Annotated in this window: 16 protein-coding genes and 1 tRNA gene; 7 read left to right on the top strand and 10 right to left on the bottom strand. The window is 59.2% G+C overall.

Translation table 11 applies throughout. From position 1 onward, the window contains the following. Position 1 precedes the first annotated feature (1 nt). Genes HBO24_RS11065 through HBO24_RS11050 form a run of 4 tightly spaced genes read right to left on the bottom strand, consistent with a single transcriptional unit; the run spans position 2 to position 4,573 of the window. Complete coding sequence (locus tag HBO24_RS11065) at positions 2-1,024, bottom strand: LacI family DNA-binding transcriptional regulator (protein WP_057960167.1); 1,023 nt, start codon at positions 1,022-1,024, stop codon at positions 2-4. A 3-nt stretch (positions 1,025-1,027) separates the two neighbouring features. Further along, positions 1,028-2,005, bottom strand: coding sequence for an ABC transporter permease (locus tag HBO24_RS11060; RefSeq protein ID WP_057960168.1), 978 nt, complete (start codon positions 2,003-2,005; stop codon positions 1,028-1,030). Beyond that, positions 2,002-3,555 (bottom strand): sugar ABC transporter ATP-binding protein, encoded by a 1,554-nt coding sequence (locus HBO24_RS11055; RefSeq protein WP_169960203.1) that lies wholly within the window; start codon positions 3,553-3,555, stop codon positions 2,002-2,004. Before HBO24_RS11055 ends, HBO24_RS11060 begins: the two co-directional genes overlap by 4 nt. 58 nt (positions 3,556-3,613) lie before the next feature. After that, complete coding sequence (locus HBO24_RS11050) at positions 3,614-4,573, bottom strand: sugar ABC transporter substrate-binding protein (RefSeq protein ID WP_057438626.1); 960 nt, start codon at positions 4,571-4,573, stop codon at positions 3,614-3,616. Positions 4,574-5,090: 517 nt separating this feature from the next. Here HBO24_RS11050 and HBO24_RS11045 point away from each other — a divergent pair. From HBO24_RS11045 to HBO24_RS11035, 3 genes are all read left to right on the top strand, one after another. Continuing rightward, complete coding sequence (locus HBO24_RS11045; RefSeq protein ID WP_057438625.1) at positions 5,091-6,179, top strand: asparaginase; 1,089 nt, start codon at positions 5,091-5,093, stop codon at positions 6,177-6,179. A gap of 193 nt (positions 6,180-6,372) precedes the next feature. After that, positions 6,373-6,624 carry a DUF1654 domain-containing protein gene (locus tag HBO24_RS11040; RefSeq protein WP_057438624.1) on the top strand — a complete coding sequence of 84 codons (252 nt, stop codon included), beginning with the start codon at positions 6,373-6,375 and terminating at the stop codon, positions 6,622-6,624. Positions 6,625-6,628: 4 nt separating this feature from the next. Continuing rightward, on the top strand, positions 6,629-7,318 hold the full coding sequence (locus HBO24_RS11035; protein ID WP_057438623.1) for an endonuclease I family protein: 690 nt from the start codon (positions 6,629-6,631) through the stop codon (positions 7,316-7,318). A 37-nt stretch (positions 7,319-7,355) separates the two neighbouring features. On the opposite strand, the gene HBO24_RS11030 is transcribed toward HBO24_RS11035, so the two are convergent. Continuing rightward, positions 7,356-7,730 (bottom strand): SPOR domain-containing protein, encoded by a 375-nt coding sequence (locus HBO24_RS11030; protein WP_115128626.1) that lies wholly within the window; start codon positions 7,728-7,730, stop codon positions 7,356-7,358. Between the two features lie 248 nt (positions 7,731-7,978). Here HBO24_RS11030 and csrA point away from each other — a divergent pair, with 248 nt between their 5' ends. From csrA to HBO24_RS11015, 3 genes are all read left to right on the top strand, one after another. Continuing rightward, a complete protein-coding gene (gene csrA, locus HBO24_RS11025; RefSeq protein WP_007920550.1) occupies positions 7,979-8,173 on the top strand; it encodes a carbon storage regulator CsrA in 195 nt (64 codons plus the stop codon). 211 nt (positions 8,174-8,384) lie between these two features. Further along, entirely contained in the window at positions 8,385-8,651 is a 267-nt protein-coding gene (locus tag HBO24_RS11020; RefSeq protein WP_057438621.1) for a hypothetical protein, read from the top strand. Positions 8,652-8,672: 21 nt separating this feature from the next. Beyond that, entirely contained in the window at positions 8,673-8,993 is a 321-nt protein-coding gene (locus HBO24_RS11015) for a hypothetical protein (protein ID WP_057438620.1), read from the top strand. Here the strand turns inward: HBO24_RS11015 and HBO24_RS11010 are convergent. The 5 genes from HBO24_RS11010 to HBO24_RS10990 form a co-directional block, all read right to left on the bottom strand. Continuing rightward, on the bottom strand, positions 8,980-9,660 hold the full coding sequence (locus tag HBO24_RS11010) for an HAD family hydrolase (RefSeq protein ID WP_170059687.1): 681 nt from the start codon (positions 9,658-9,660) through the stop codon (positions 8,980-8,982). The genes HBO24_RS11015 and HBO24_RS11010 overlap by 14 nt on opposite strands. A gap of 98 nt (positions 9,661-9,758) precedes the next feature. Then, positions 9,759-10,397, bottom strand: coding sequence for a pyroglutamyl-peptidase I (pcp, locus tag HBO24_RS11005; protein WP_120733619.1), 639 nt, complete (start codon positions 10,395-10,397; stop codon positions 9,759-9,761). 7 nt (positions 10,398-10,404) lie between these two features. Next, a complete protein-coding gene (locus tag HBO24_RS11000) occupies positions 10,405-11,355 on the bottom strand; it encodes a DUF979 domain-containing protein (protein ID WP_057438618.1) in 951 nt (316 codons plus the stop codon). Continuing rightward, positions 11,352-12,077 (bottom strand): DUF969 domain-containing protein, encoded by a 726-nt coding sequence (locus HBO24_RS10995; protein WP_170059686.1) that lies wholly within the window; start codon positions 12,075-12,077, stop codon positions 11,352-11,354. The genes HBO24_RS11000 and HBO24_RS10995 overlap by 4 nt, the downstream gene beginning before the upstream one ends. Before the next feature lie 527 nt (positions 12,078-12,604). Then, positions 12,605-12,681, bottom strand: a tRNA-Val gene (locus tag HBO24_RS10990). A 183-nt stretch (positions 12,682-12,864) separates the two neighbouring features. On the opposite strand from HBO24_RS10990, the gene HBO24_RS10985 reads away from it, so the two are divergent. Then, on the top strand, positions 12,865-14,148 hold the full coding sequence (locus HBO24_RS10985) for an FAD-binding oxidoreductase (RefSeq protein WP_057438616.1): 1,284 nt from the start codon (positions 12,865-12,867) through the stop codon (positions 14,146-14,148). Positions 14,149-14,277 lie beyond the last annotated feature (129 nt).

Raw genomic sequence — 14,277 nt, 5'->3', positions numbered from 1 at the left:
TTCAGCGGTTTGAGGCAAACACAGCAGCCAACGGCGCCGTTGACTCACGCAAGACAATGCTCGGCGTGACAATGCGCTGGTCAACCGGCAATTGCGGTGTCGCAATCCGTCGCAGTAACAACTCCGCCGCCGTTTCCCCCAATTGCAGGATCGACTGACCCACAGTAGTCAACGCGGGGTACACATAGCGGCTCATTTGAATGTCATCAAAACCAATCACCGACAGCTCGGCGGGTACCCGCAGGTTGCGCTCGGCGGCCGCCCGCAATACGCCGAAACCGATCATGTCGTTGCCGGCAAATATCGCGCTGGGCGGGTTGTCTGCCAGCAACTGCACCGCCGCCCCATAGCCACCGGTGCTGGTGAAATCGCTTTCCAGCACGCGACTGGCGGGCACCGCGATCCCGGCCTCCTGCAACGCACGCTGGTAGCCGGCCAGGCGCATCTGCGCCACACGGGTATGGGCGGGCCCGCCAATACAGGCGATATCCCGGTGCCCCAGCGCCACTAAATGCCGGGTCGCCAGGTAGGCGCCCTGCTCGTGGTCAATGCGCACCAGGTCCACATCCACGCCTTCCAGGCCCCGGTCGACAATGACCATGGGCGTGCGCACGCCTTTCAAGCCAGCGGCCAGGCCATCGTCATCACCACCGACGGAGGTGACGATCAAGCCGTCGACACGCTTCTCCAGCAACACCCGCAAATAGTTGCGCTGTTTCTCGGCGTTATCGTCGGAGTTGCACAGGATCACGCAGTAGCCATTGCGCTCGCAGTAATCCTCGATGCCCCTGGCCAGCTCCGCGAAATACGGGTTGAGGCTGTTGGGCACCAGCAGGCCGATGGTCGCCGTGGTCTTGGCCTTCAGCGAACGGGCGACCGCGCTGGGCACATAGTCCAACTGCTTGATCGCGGCTTCGACCTTGAGTCGCACGGGCTCGCTGACCGGGCGTGTCCTGTTCACCACATGGGACACTGTGGTGTAGGAAATCCCCGCAAGCGCCGCCACATCCTTGATGGTTGCCATGGCTTAGCCCCGCCGACTGGCGCGTTGACTGCGGTAGGTGTCGAGCACCACGGCAATCACGATAACGGCGCCGGTAATGATGCGCTTGGTCGGCTCGGTCGCACCGATCTGCGCCAGACCGGCCGCCAATACAGAAATAATCAGCACCCCAAAGAATGTACTGATCACCGAGCCACGCCCGCCCATAAGGCTGGTGCCGCCGATCACCACTGCGGCAATCACCTGCAGCTCCAGGCCGGAGCCAGCGTTCGGGTCGGCCGCTTCCAGGCGCGAAATCTGGAACAGCGCCGCCACCCCGGCCAACAGCCCCATCAGGCTGAACACCAGGATTTTGTAGGGTTTTGGATTGATACCCGCCAGGCGCACCGCCTCTTCATTGGTACCGATGCCGATCAGGTAGCGACCAAACACGGTACGCGTCAGTACCGCGTGGGCCACGATAATCACCAGCAACGCAATGATGAACGACGGCGAGATACCAAAGGCCACCGGGTTGGACAGCCAGGCAAAGGAGTCACCGATATAGGCAGTGCGCGACCCGGTCATCTGGTAGGCCGCGCCACGGGCCATTTCCAGCACCCCCAGGGACACAATGAACGACGGAATCCGCCAGGCCACGGTGATCGAGCCGGTGATGGTGCCGGCCAGTGCCGCGCAGCCCATGCCGAGCAAGGCTGCGGGTATCACGCTCCAGCCCCAGCCGAGGATCGCCACGCTGACCGCAGACGCGGCCAGGGCCAATACCGAGCCCACCGACAGGTCAATGCCGCCGATGATTAGGATGAACGTCATGCCCACAGCCAGCACCATCAAGTCGGGAATCTGGTTGGCAATGGTGCTGAAGGTGCCATAGGACCAAAAGTGGCTGCTCAGCGCCGAGAACAGCGCAATCATCGCCAGCAATGCACCAGCCAGACCCAGATAGGTGCCCAGGCCGTAGAAATTACCGCCGGCTTTTGCGGTTGGAGTTGCTGTTTTCATGGGTTTGTCCTGGGCGCGGCTTCGTTGAGCAACGCATCACGTTTCTGATAGCCGGCAAATGCGGCAGCAAGCAATTCATCCTGGGTCCAGCTGGCACGCTCGAAGGTCTCGATCAAGCGCCCGGCAGACAGCACACCGATGCGGTCACAGATCAGCATCAGCTCCCGCAGGTCGCTGGACACCACCACCAGCGCCTTGCCCTGGCGAGTCAAGTCACCCAGCAGCGCATAGATATCAAACTTGGCACCCACGTCGATGCCACGGGTGGGTTCATCAAACAGCATCACTGCGCAATCACGCTCCAGCCAGCGGCCGATCACCACTTTCTGCTGATTGCCACCCGACAACTCGGACACCAATTGCGCCGGGCTGGAGCTGCGGATACGCATGGCGTCAATCTGCCGCTTGGCCAGGGCCGTTTCGTCGCGCCCATTGACCAGGCCGGCGCTGGACACCTTGGCCATATTGCCCAAGGCCGTGTTGGCGCTGATGGACTGGCTCAACAACAGGCCCTCGCCCTTGCGATCCTCGGTAATCAAGGCAATGCCATGGCCTACAGCATCCACCGGCGAACGAATGCTCACCACCCGGGCCGGCGAGCCGATGGCTACCGTGCCACTGTCGGCCAGGTCGGCACCAAAGATCAGGCGCAGCAACTCCGTACGGCCGGCACCGATCAAACCCGAGATACCGTAGATTTCACCGGCTCGCACTTCAAAGGACACGTCGTGAACCTTGTCCGCTCGGGTCAGGCCCTTGACCGTCAAGGCCGGCGCGCCGATGGTGCGCGGGCCGAGGTCGATGTGCTCACCCAGCTCACGACCGACCATCAACGTGACCAGTTGTTCGCTGTTGTAATTGGCCATCGGTTCGACACACACCAACTGGCCGTCACGCAGCACTGCAATGCGTTGGGCTACCCGTGCCAGCTCTTCCAGCCGATGGGAAATATAGATAATTGCCACGCCCCGGGCCTGCAGGCGGGTGATTTGCTCGAACAGCATCTCGACTTCACGGGCGGTGAGCATCGCCGTCGGCTCGTCGAGGATCAGCACATGGCAATCGCCGATCAGGTTGCGGGCGATCTCGACCATCTGCTGATGGCCAATGCCCAGGCTGCCGACCAGGGTGTCCGGGTCAATGGCATCCAGGCCCACGTGTGCCATGGCCTCGATCGCGGCCTGGCGCAACTGCTTGCGGCTGATCCAGCCACCGCGGCTGGGCAGGTTATCGAGGAACAGGTTTTCGGCCACGGTCAGGGTCGGCAGCAGGTTGAGCTCCTGCATCACCATGCGGATCCCCTGCTTTTCCGCCTGGGTCCGGCTGGCTGGGGTGTATGCCTGACCATTGAACTGCATCTGGCCAGTGGTTGGCGTGACCAGACCGCCGATGATCTTCGACAGGGTGCTTTTGCCCGCGCCATTCTCACCCGTCAACGCCAGCACCTCGCCGCGATTAAGCGTCAGGGTGATGTCGGACAGGACGGGCTGGGCATAGGTCTTACCGATACCACTGACCGAGAGGACAGGGGTCGGTGCGGAAGATGACATAAGAAAATCTCCAGGCGCCCGCTCCATGTGAGCGGGCGCTGTAGTGCGCGGCCAGGGGTTATTGCTTGAGGACGAGCTCTACCGGCGTTTCGATCACGCCGTCCACGGACTCGACTTTTTCGCCCTTGACCAACTTCAGCGCATTCTGGATACCAAATACGGCTTGCTGGGCAGCCGCCTGGTCGGCGGTGGCCAGGACGCGACCGTCGTTGAGCATTGGCTTGATCGCAGCGATGTTGTCGTAGCCAACCACTTGGACCTTGCCCGCCATGCCCGCTGCGCGCACCGCTGAAACGGCGCCCAGGGCCATGTTGTCGTTACCGGCCAGCAGCGCCTTGAGGTCCGGGTATTCGCTCAACATGGCCGCCGCCACCTTGTTGCCCTGGTCGATTTCCCAGTTACCGGACTGCACGGACACAATCTTCATACCGGCCGCACCCATGGCGTCCTTGAACCCGGCGGTGCGTTGCTGGGCATTGGTGGTGGTCGGGACGCCTTCGATAATGCCGACTTTATCGCCACTCGCCAGCTGTTTGGCCAGGTACTCGCCGACCAGACGCGAACCCTTGCGGTTATCCGGGCCTACAAAGGGAACCTCGAGGTTTTTGCTTTTCAACACTTCAGGGTCCAGGCGGTTATCAATGTTGACCACCTTGATCCCGGCATCGGAGGCTTTCTTCAGCACGTTGACCAACGCCTTGGAGTCGGCGGGTGCGATGACGATTGCGTTGACTTTGGCGAGGATCATCTGGTTGACGATATCAATCTGCGCCGAGGTATCGGTTTCGTTCTTGATCCCGTTGGTGATCATGTCGAAATCGGCGGCATGGGCTTTCTGATAGTCCTTGGCACCGTCTTGCATGGTGACGAAAAACTCATTGGCCAGGGATTTCATCACCAGGCCGACCTTGGGTTTGGCGGCGGTGTCATCAGCGAATGCAGAGGAGAGAGGCAGGGCAGCGGATGCGGCAGCCAGCACGGCGGCAGCAAGCAAACGTCCAGCGAATGGAAGCTTCATGGGTTCACTCCGATCTTATGATTATTGTGAGCAACGCCTGCACCTTCACTTCACTCACCGAGTGCCGTGAAACACCTCGCAAACGTTTGCGCTAAACAAACTATGCGAAGGCTGCCGAATTTTGTCAACGAAAGAAAAGGGCTTTTTCTTCGTTGGCTCTACCTCCTGCCCTACAGCTCGACCAGCTCCAGGCTAAACATCCGGGCGGGGTGATCGTTCTCTAAAAACGACAGATCGGCAGGAACACCTCAGAAGGATGCTGCTGATTTTCCCAGGGCGATTTTCGGACAACCGAACACCACAGCCCCCTGCGTTCGGATATTCGGACACGAGCTGAAGCCAAGAGATCACGCAACATCAAAAAATATGATTTAAATCAATAAGTTAAAATCAAACCCCAAACAAAATCCCGCTGGTACAAATCCTGCTCTTAATCAGCACCTTGTGGCGCTCAGCGCAGCCCGGGGTGTTCTGGATGAACCTGCACAAGCACTCATCAAAACTAGAGAGAAAAATAATGAAATCTGCACTCAAGAACTTTGTTCCGGGCGCTTTAGCCCTGCTGCTGCTCTTCCCCGTGGCCGCCCAGGCCAAGGAAGTTGAATCCAAGACCAAACTGTCCAACGTAGTCGTGCTGGCCACTGGCGGCACCATTGCCGGCGCTGGCGCCAGCGCGGCCAACAGCGCCACCTACCAGGCGGCCAAGGTGGGTATCGAACAACTGATCGCCGGCATTCCGGAGCTCAGCCAGATCGCCAACGTGCGCGGCGAGCAAGTGATGCAAATTGCTTCCGAGAGCATCACCAACGAAAACCTGCTGCAACTGGGTCGTCGTGTCGCAGAACTTGCCGACAGCAAAGACGTGGACGGCATCGTGATCACCCACGGCACCGACACCCTCGAAGAAACCGCCTACTTCCTCAACCTGGTGGAAAAAACCGACAAGCCAATCGTGGTCGTGGGCTCCATGCGTCCAGGCACTGCCATGTCGGCCGACGGCATGCTCAACCTGTACAACGCTGTGGCTGTTGCCGGCAGCAAAGACGCACGCGGCAAAGGCGTCCTGGTGACCATGAACGACGAGATCCAATCGGGTCGCGATGTCAGCAAGATGATCAACATCAAGACCGAGGCCTTCAAAAGCGCCTGGGGCCCACTGGGCATGGTCGTAGAGGGCAAATCCTACTGGTTCCGCCAGCCGGCCAAGCGTCACACCATGAACTCGGAGTTCGATATCAAGAACATCAAGAGCCTGCCCGACGTTGAAATTGCCTACGGTTATGGCAACGTCAGCGACACCGCCTACAAAGCCCTGGCCCAGGCTGGCGCCAAAGCCATCATCCATGCCGGCACCGGCAATGGCTCGGTACCGGCCAAGGTAGTACCGGCCCTGCAGGAACTGCGTAAGGAAGGCGTGCAAATCATTCGTTCTTCCCACGTCAATGCCGGCGGTTTCGTTCTGCGCAATGCCGAGCAGCCTGACGACAAATACGACTGGGTTGTGGCCCATGACCTGAACCCGCAGAAAGCCCGCATCCTGGCCATGGTCGCCCTGACCAAGACCCAGGACAGCAAGGAACTGCAGCGGATGTTCTGGGAATACTAAGTTACTGACACACCGCTAACACCCTTGTAGGCGCCGACAGGGACAACAGGTCGTTGTCGGCTCCTGCAAAAAATCCTCGCTGTACACCAATCCGCGTAAACCGTTGTCACACGGACTTCTTGAATTTTAAGCAGTTGCGAATTTACTCACAGTTAAATACTGTATGTTCGTACAGCTAATTAAGGACTCCTCCGTGGCCAAGCCCTCCTCTGCAGCACCGACACCGCCCGACGCCTATCAACGCCTGGCGATCCGTGTGCAAAAAATCATCAATTCCACCAACGCCCAAAAAAACAAGGCCGCGTTGATTTTCCGTTTGCCGGAGGAACCCGAGGACGAGTGGGCACGACTACTGGAGGAAATCGCAGAAAACGACAACGTCACCCTCGCTTATCGCGATGATGGCGGCGTGCAGATTTTCTGGGTCGTACCGAAGGAAGATTGAGTCAATGAGTGTCCGTTTTATCGCCCTGTTCTGTGTTTTTTTTGCTACCGCCGCCCACGCCCAAGCCCCACGCACCTTCAGTGAAGCCAAGAAAATCGCCTGGAAACTCTACGCCCCGCAATCCACTGAGTTCTATTGCGGCTGCAAGTACACGGGTAACCGGGTCGACCTGAAAGCCTGCGGCTACGTTCCGCGTAAAAACGCCAACCGGGCGGCGCGCATCGAGTGGGAGCACATTGTCCCGGCCTGGCAGATCGGCCATCAACGCCAGTGCTGGCAAGACGGCGGACGCAAGAACTGCACGCGCACCGACACCGTCTTCAAACGCGCTGAAGCTGACCTGCACAACCTGGTACCGAGCATCGGCGAGGTCAATGGCGATCGCAACAACTTCAGTTTTGGCTGGTTGCCGGTGCAGAGCGGGCAATATGGTTCATGCCTGACCCAGGTGGACTTCAAGGCCAAGAAAGTCATGCCCAGGCCATCCATCCGCGGCATGATCGCCCGTACTTATTTCTACATGAGTAAACAATACGGCCTGCGCCTGTCGAAACAGGACCGCCAACTGTATGAAGCCTGGAACCGTACCTATCCCGTGCAGCCCTGGGAGCGCCAGCGCAATCAAACCGTAGCCTGCGTGATGGGGCGTGGTAATGAGTTCGTCGGCCCGGTGAACCTGAAAGCCTGCGGATAAACATGAGCGGGATCCACGGATCCCGCCAACCACCGTATTACGGGCGGGCCTTGTGCTCGATCACCAGCGACTCGGCGTCGGTCTTCTTCTTTTTCACCAGTCTTTCCTGCAACTGAACCTGGCGGGCCTCAGCCTCGGCCTTGCTGGCGAACGGCCCCAGCAGCACCAGATCCTTGCCGTCTTCCTTGGCCAGATAGAATGTGAAGCCGTTTTCCAGCAACCAGGCGGTCAGGTCGGTCAGCGCCTGTAATTTATTGTCGGGCGAGCGCACCAGGATATCCCACTGCACAGCGGCAACCGCAGGAGCCTGGGCCTTGGCGGCTTCAGCCTTGTCTCGGGGGGTGTCGAGATTGGGCCCGTCACCGCATCCGGCCAACGCCAATACCACAATTGCCATCGCTACTTTACGCACTGCCCTGCCCCTTTAAGGTTCAAAGAGGCAACTTTATCATTCACTGTCTATTCTGGCCGTCATAAACGTTGGCTTAAACATTGCGAAGGATGTTTCCCAGACCTGTATGATGGCGCCATGGGAATTAATGCCGCCTCCATGCGTCCTAAAAGAGGCAGCCACAGGGAAGCGCTTCACAGTAAGCTACACATAACCGACATCCGCCCTGTTAGAAACATGCGTCCTTCAAAGCAATCAAGGAGAAGTCCATGCTGATACTCACCCGCAAAGTCGGTGAAAGCATAAATATCGGTGATGACATTACGATCACCATTCTGGGCGTTAGCGGCCAGCAAGTAAGAATCGGCATCAATGCTCCCAAGGATGTTGCCGTGCATCGCGAAGAGATTTACCAGCGCATCCAGGCAGGCCTGACTGCACCGGACAAACGCGAAACACCTTGAAGCCTCCCCAGTAGCCAGCCCGCTCGTCCCCTGTAACGGCTGGCGAAAGCCCCCTTGGCCTGTCTACGGTATCCCGTGATCAGCGCAGCTCGCGCCAGGCCCTGCCACCGGTTGTCAGCATGCAGGTTCAGCCACGGAACTTGCTGACCGTATCGCAGACAAACCCCTCCAGGAACGTAACAAAACCTTACAGTGCCTTCGGAGCGCGTTGATGAGGCGATCCCGCAAAGAGCCCTACACCTGCAAATCCTGGATGATCGCCCTACTGATTGCCCTGGGTTTTGTGACAATCGGATACGGCCTCAGGCTGTACATGGAAGGCAGCACCACCGCGCAGGATGCCGATACATGGCCTGACCTGGCGCTGTTTCTCGGTGGTTATCTGTTCTGCTTCTGCCTCAAGCCCATTCAGTCTGCGATCCAGCGAAAACTCAACCGCCGTGCGTTTCGTCACGCTCGTCAGAAATCCCCCTCCTGACGCACCGATTGGATCCTCTACTTGAAATATGAGGAACTATCCGCCCCGGTAGCACCCATACCCTTACACTTCATAAAAAACGTTATCGATATGGACATAGAACATAACGCTAAAAACCTACAGTCCTTGATCGAACAACTTTCAATAGATAAGCCGAAATCTTCCAGCGAACTGCTGGGCAAGCCCGAGGAAATCCTCGCCGGCCTGCGCGAGCTTTACCTGTTGAAACTGATCACGGGCACTGTCATCCATGGACACATTAGGGATCCACTGGGCTACCAATGGATTGGCGCCGAGAACATCCTGCTGACCCGGCGCGGCGCGGCATTCAAGCCGGTGTAGAAGGCCGCAGACGCAACAGGCCGGCCGCATCACACTGCACGCGCACGCCGTCATAACTGGCAATCGTCGGATGTTCCGTCGCCATCGGCTCCCAATGCGTCGATGTCACCACCACCACGTCCGCGCCCGCCGCCTCCCCAGCACGGATCCCCACCGACGCGTCCTCAAACACCAGGCACTCGCCTATTGGCACCCCCAAACGCCTGGCCCCCAGCAGGTAACCGGCCGGATCCGGCTTGCCATTGGTTACATCCTCAGCCGTTACCATAACGGCCGGCGGCACCAGCCCTGCCGCCTGCATACGGCGCAGCGCCAGGGCCTTGGGCGCGGACGTGACCACCGCCCAGCAATGCGCGGGCAAGCTCTGTAGAAACGTCACGGCTCCAGGGATCGCCACCACGCCCGCCACGTCCTCGATTTCTGCCTCGGTAATACCCCGCGCCTCGGCCTGCGCATCTACCCCTGGCAAAGCCTGACGAGTGATGGTGTCGATGGCGCGTACGCCATGGATGGTGGTCAAGAACGCCTCGACGTCCAGGCCATGGCGCTGCGCCCAGGCGGCCCAGACCCGCTCTGCGGCGGCGATGGAGTTAAGGAGAGTGCCGTCCATATCAAACAGGAATGCACGGTATTGACGATCAAATACGGCCGATTCTTTGGCGGACACTGCAGGGTTTCCTCTTGCACTCGTCGCCCGTTGTCGGGCCCTGATGCAATCTACGGATCGGCCCCGAGCTTGTAAACGAACGATGACGCATCAGCGCATCAGCACACCTGGCCGCCGCTCTCGGCAATATCACGCGGCGTACTCCAGGCCGCCAGGACCGCAACTCTCAGCCCTTCAACCGTTGTCGCCAACGCCATCGAAGGCTGAGGCTCAGCCGCCTGCCCTGGCAGATACGGAACATGGATAAACCCACTGCGCACACCCGATCCTACCAAGGCATGCTGCAAGCGGTAGAACACCTGATTACATACAAAGGTGCCCGCCGTTTGCGAAACCGAGGCTGCGATTCCGGCCTCGCGCACCGCCCTGACCATGGCCTTGACCGGCAAGGTGCTGAAGTACGCAGCAGGCCCCTCGGGGGTCACCGCCGTATCCACGGGCTGGGCACCGAGGTTGTCCGGGATCCGTGCATCAATCAGATTGATCGCAACCCGCTCGATGGAAATATCACTGCGCCCAGGCCCCAGCCCCGTGGCAATCACCAGTTGTGGCTGATGCTCGGCCAGCAACTGGTTCAAACAGCTGCCGGCAGTGGCGAAGGCACAGGGCAATTGACGGGCGACGATGGTCACGCCTTCTTGCAATTGCACCCCATCCAGCAGGCGCACCGCCTCCCAGGACGGGTTGATCAGGTCTCGATCGAATGGCTCGAACCCCAACAGCAACACAGTTTCCATCTCGACCTCACATCAACAGATAAAGCAGGACGATATTGACCAGCAACATCATCAATGCCGTGGGTATCTGCGCCTTGATCACCGCGTTTTTGTCCGGTAATTCCAGGAGCGCTGCAGGCACAATATTGAAGTTTGCCGCCATCGGGGTCATCAGCGTACCGCAGTAGCCGGAGAACATGCCGATGGCCGCCATCACCGCCGGGTTGCCGCCATAGATCCCCACCAACACCGGCACGCCCACACCACCGGTCATCACCGGGAAGGCGGCAAAACCGTTACCCATGATCACCGTAAACAGCGCCATGCCCAACACATAGACCATCACCGCAACCAGCTTGTAATCCAGGTTGATGTAGGTGGTGGTGACGTGAGCCACGGCCGTGCCAACGCCGGCTTCGTTGAACAACAGACCAAGCATTGCCAGCATCTGCGGCAGCACCATGGCCCAGCCCAGGGCTTCGGTCAGGCGTCGCGATTCACGCAGGGCCTGCACCGGGGTGTCGCGGGTCAGCCAGCAGGCCAAGCCCAGAGCAATCAGGCAGCCGAGACCAAGGGACACGAACGTGGTGTTTTTCGGGTCCAGCAGCGGCACGCCGCCAATCTCGGTGTGCTTGAGCAGCACCGAGCCGATCACCGTGGTCAACGGAATGGCCAGGGCCGGAATAAACAGTTTATGACCCAGCCGACCAGCACTGGCGCGGGACTCCTTGTCATGCAACTCGACATGGGTACCACGCCCTACCCCGCCGAGCCCGGCGATCAGCGCCATCAGCACCACGCCAACACCCACCACCACCGACGGCAGGTGCTCACCCACCAGGAACGGAATGGCGAACAGTAACCAGAAAAACGCTGTTGACCAACGCTTGGGGTGGGTGCGGTCAGCCAGGATCATGCCTGCAGTAATCAGCAACAAAACGCCGGCAAGCCAGTACAAGTATTGAATGGAAATGATCATTGCGCGGCCTCCGGCTGAGCGTTAACGGGCGCAGTGGCCGTCAGCTCACGCGTCAGCCTTAGGTCAAACCGGTGTAAACGGATGGCGTGCACAATGAACGCACAAATCGCCGTGGGGATGCCCCAGACCGCAATGTGCAGCGGCTCGACATCAATACCAGAGCCCAGCAGGAAGGTGTGCATCAGGGCAATCGCACCAAAGGCCACGAAAATATCTTCACCAAAAAACAGCCCCACGTTGTCCGTGGCGGCACACATCGCCAGGACCTTGTGCCGCACCTTGTCCGGCAGCTTGCCGAAACGCTTCTCGGCAGCCCCTTCCGCCATCGGCGCCAGCAACGGGCGCACCATCTGCGGGTGCCCGCCAAGACTGGTCAGGCCCATCGCCGCCGTGGACTCGCGAACAAACAGATAAATGATCAACAGACGCCCGACGGTGGCCCGCTCGAAACGTGCAATCCAGTTCTGTGCGTGCAGACGCAAGCCATGGCGCTCCAGCAGGCCGATAACGGCCAGGGGCAGCAGCAGGATCAATTGCAAGGCGCGAGTCTGCAGGAAGCCATCGCCCATGGTGGCGAGGATTTTTTCCAGGGGGAAATGCGCGGCAAACCCGGTGGCAATCGCCGCCGCCGTCACCACCAGTAATGGATTGAAGCGCAACACAAAGCCGACCACGATGACGAGCACGCCAATCAGCGGCCAAAGGTTCACAACAGTTTGCATGGCGTTGAGTCCTTGATTGCGTGCTACGACGCCTGCATCGCTGATAAGCGATAACGGGCAGCCCGACGCGGATTTTTATTATTGACCGAGTAGGTCGAGGGTCACTGGCGGGCATCTTTGCTGCTTGGGGCGGAGGGTGTCCAACAAGAAAAATTGTTGCTGCAAATCAATAAAGTTTGTGAGGGGATGTAAGCCAACCAGGGTCACGTCAGGATTTGCGCGCTCAAATCCTGGCGTGGCCTTTTGGGGAAACCTGCTTGATCAGGGCTGCCAAGCCTTGGAGTTGGCTGCGGCCTTGAATTGGGCGCTGTGTTTAGGGGTGGCCGGGGGCCCGAAGTCGCCGAAAATACTGTACGAGCAACAGAAGCTCCCGAAGGAAGACACTCAAGGCGCGACGAAAAGAAAATCAGAGGACCTGGAGACGGGTACGGAACTGGCGTTTTGAATGAGGCCTTTGCAAACCGCAACAAAAAAGGGCCCACCTTTCGGTGAGCCCTTCTAGACCGCCCAGCAGAGCGGATTTTGTTTGGTAGGCGCGATTGGACTCGAACCAACGACCCCCACCATGTCAAGGTGGTGCTCTAACCAACTGAGCTACGTGCCTGCTGTGAGGCGGCATTCTACGGAATTCCCGAGGGGTGTCAACACCTTTTTTGCAGCTAAGCCTATGAATATGCGAATTTTTTATTTTTTATCAGCAGCGCTGCTTTTTCGAGTGGCTGGCAGGGCATTTTCAACTCAGGTAGGATCGGTGCACTCGTAAAAAATATAAAACAGAGGTTCCAGTATGGCGAACACCCCCTATCCCCAGTCGTATTACGCCGCGTCCGCCAATGCGGCTCCTCCGCGGCCAGTGCTGCAAGGTGAGGTTGAAACCGATGTGTGCGTGATCGGTGCTGGCTATACCGGGTTGTCGAGCGCGCTGTTTCTGCTGGAGAACGGCTTTCGCGTAACGGTACTGGAAGCCGCCAAAGTGGGTTTCGGTGCGTCCGGGCGCAATGGTGGCCAGATCGTCAACAGCTATAGCCGTGATATCGACGTGATCGAACGCAGCGTCGGCCCCCAGCAGGCGCAACTGCTGGGACAAATGGCGTTCGAGGGCGGCAGGATCATCCGTGAGCGGGTTGCCAAGTACCAGATCCAGTGCGACTTGAAGGACGGCGGTGTATTCGCAGCGCTCAATAGCAAGCACATGGGTCATCTGGAGTCGCAGAAGCGCTTGTGGGAACGCTATGGCCACACCCAGTTGGAGCTGCTCGACGAGCGGCGCATCCGCGAGGTGGTGGCCTGCGAGAACTACGTGGGCGGCCTGCTGGACATGAGTGGCGGGCATATCCATCCGCTCAACCTGGCATTGGGTGAAGCGGCGGCAGTGGAGTCCCTGGGCGGCACCATCTACGAACAGTCCGCCGCCGTGCGTATCGAACGTGGCGCCAACCCTGTCGTCCACACGGCGCAAGGCAAGGTGAAGGCTAAATTCATCATCGTCGCCGGCAACGCCTACCTGGGCAACCTGGTGCCCGAGTTGGCGGCCAAATCAATGCCTTGCGGCACCCAAGTAATTACCACGGCGCCACTGGGCGATGAACTGGCCAACCGCCTGCTCCCCCAGGATTTCTGCGTCGAAGATTGCAACTACCTGCTCGACTACTACCGACTGACCAGCGACAAACGCCTGATCTTCGGCGGTGGCGTGGTGTATGGCGCGCGGGATCCAGCGAACATCGAAGCGATCATCCGGCCGAAGATGCTCAAGGCTTTTCCGCAATTGAAGGATGTAAAAATCGACTACGCCTGGACCGGCAACTTCCTACTGACCCTTTCGCGCCTGCCCCAGGTCGGTCGCATCGGCGACAACATCTACTATTCCCAGGGCTGTAGCGGCCATGGCGTGACGTACACCCACCTGGCAGGCAAGGTACTGGCTGAAGCCCTCAGAGGCCAGGCAGAGCGTTTTGATGCGTTTGCCGACCTGCCGCACTACCCGTTCCCGGGCGGCCAACTGCTGCGCACGCCATTTGCGGCACTGGGCGCGTGGTACTACGGGCTGCGGGACAAGCTGGGTTTCTGATCAACAGCCTGTAGGAGCCGGCTTGCTGGCTCCTACAGATCCAATCATCAAATCGCAGACACAAAAAACCCCGGTCTTTCGACCAGGGTCTTTGCTATCGATCCAATCAAGCATAACGCTTTTCTTGGC

Origin of the sequence: Pseudomonas sp. WS 5410, from assembly GCF_012985645.1 — a bacterium.
GTDB lineage: Bacteria > Pseudomonadota > Gammaproteobacteria > Pseudomonadales > Pseudomonadaceae > Aquipseudomonas > Aquipseudomonas shahriarae.
The sequence above is the reverse complement of the archived record's forward strand: the minus strand, read 5'-3'. Positions and strand labels throughout refer to the sequence as shown.

Bases quoted from the DNA above. Each gene is read 5' to 3' on its own strand.
- HBO24_RS11020 (WP_057438621.1), top strand. From the start codon at position 8,385: ATGAGGCGATCCCGCAAAGAGCCCTACACCTGCAAATCCTGGATGATC.
- HBO24_RS11065 (WP_057960167.1), bottom strand. From the start codon at position 1,024: ATGGCAACCATCAAGGATGTGGCGGCGCTTGCGGGGATTTCCTACACC.
- HBO24_RS11060 (WP_057960168.1), bottom strand. From the start codon at position 2,005: ATGAAAACAGCAACTCCAACCGCAAAAGCCGGCGGTAATTTCTACGGC.
- HBO24_RS10995 (WP_170059686.1), bottom strand. From the start codon at position 12,077: ATGCAAACTGTTGTGAACCTTTGGCCGCTGATTGGCGTGCTCGTCATC.
- HBO24_RS11055 (WP_169960203.1), bottom strand. From the start codon at position 3,555: ATGTCATCTTCCGCACCGACCCCTGTCCTCTCGGTCAGTGGTATCGGT.
- HBO24_RS10985 (WP_057438616.1), top strand. From the start codon at position 12,865: ATGGCGAACACCCCCTATCCCCAGTCGTATTACGCCGCGTCCGCCAAT.
- HBO24_RS11045 (WP_057438625.1), top strand. From the start codon at position 5,091: ATGAAATCTGCACTCAAGAACTTTGTTCCGGGCGCTTTAGCCCTGCTG.
- csrA (WP_007920550.1), top strand. From the start codon at position 7,979: ATGCTGATACTCACCCGCAAAGTCGGTGAAAGCATAAATATCGGTGAT.
- pcp (WP_120733619.1), bottom strand. From the start codon at position 10,397: ATGGAAACTGTGTTGCTGTTGGGGTTCGAGCCATTCGATCGAGACCTG.
- HBO24_RS11000 (WP_057438618.1), bottom strand. From the start codon at position 11,355: ATGATCATTTCCATTCAATACTTGTACTGGCTTGCCGGCGTTTTGTTG.
- HBO24_RS11050 (WP_057438626.1), bottom strand. From the start codon at position 4,573: ATGAAGCTTCCATTCGCTGGACGTTTGCTTGCTGCCGCCGTGCTGGCT.
- HBO24_RS11035 (WP_057438623.1), top strand. From the start codon at position 6,629: ATGAGTGTCCGTTTTATCGCCCTGTTCTGTGTTTTTTTTGCTACCGCC.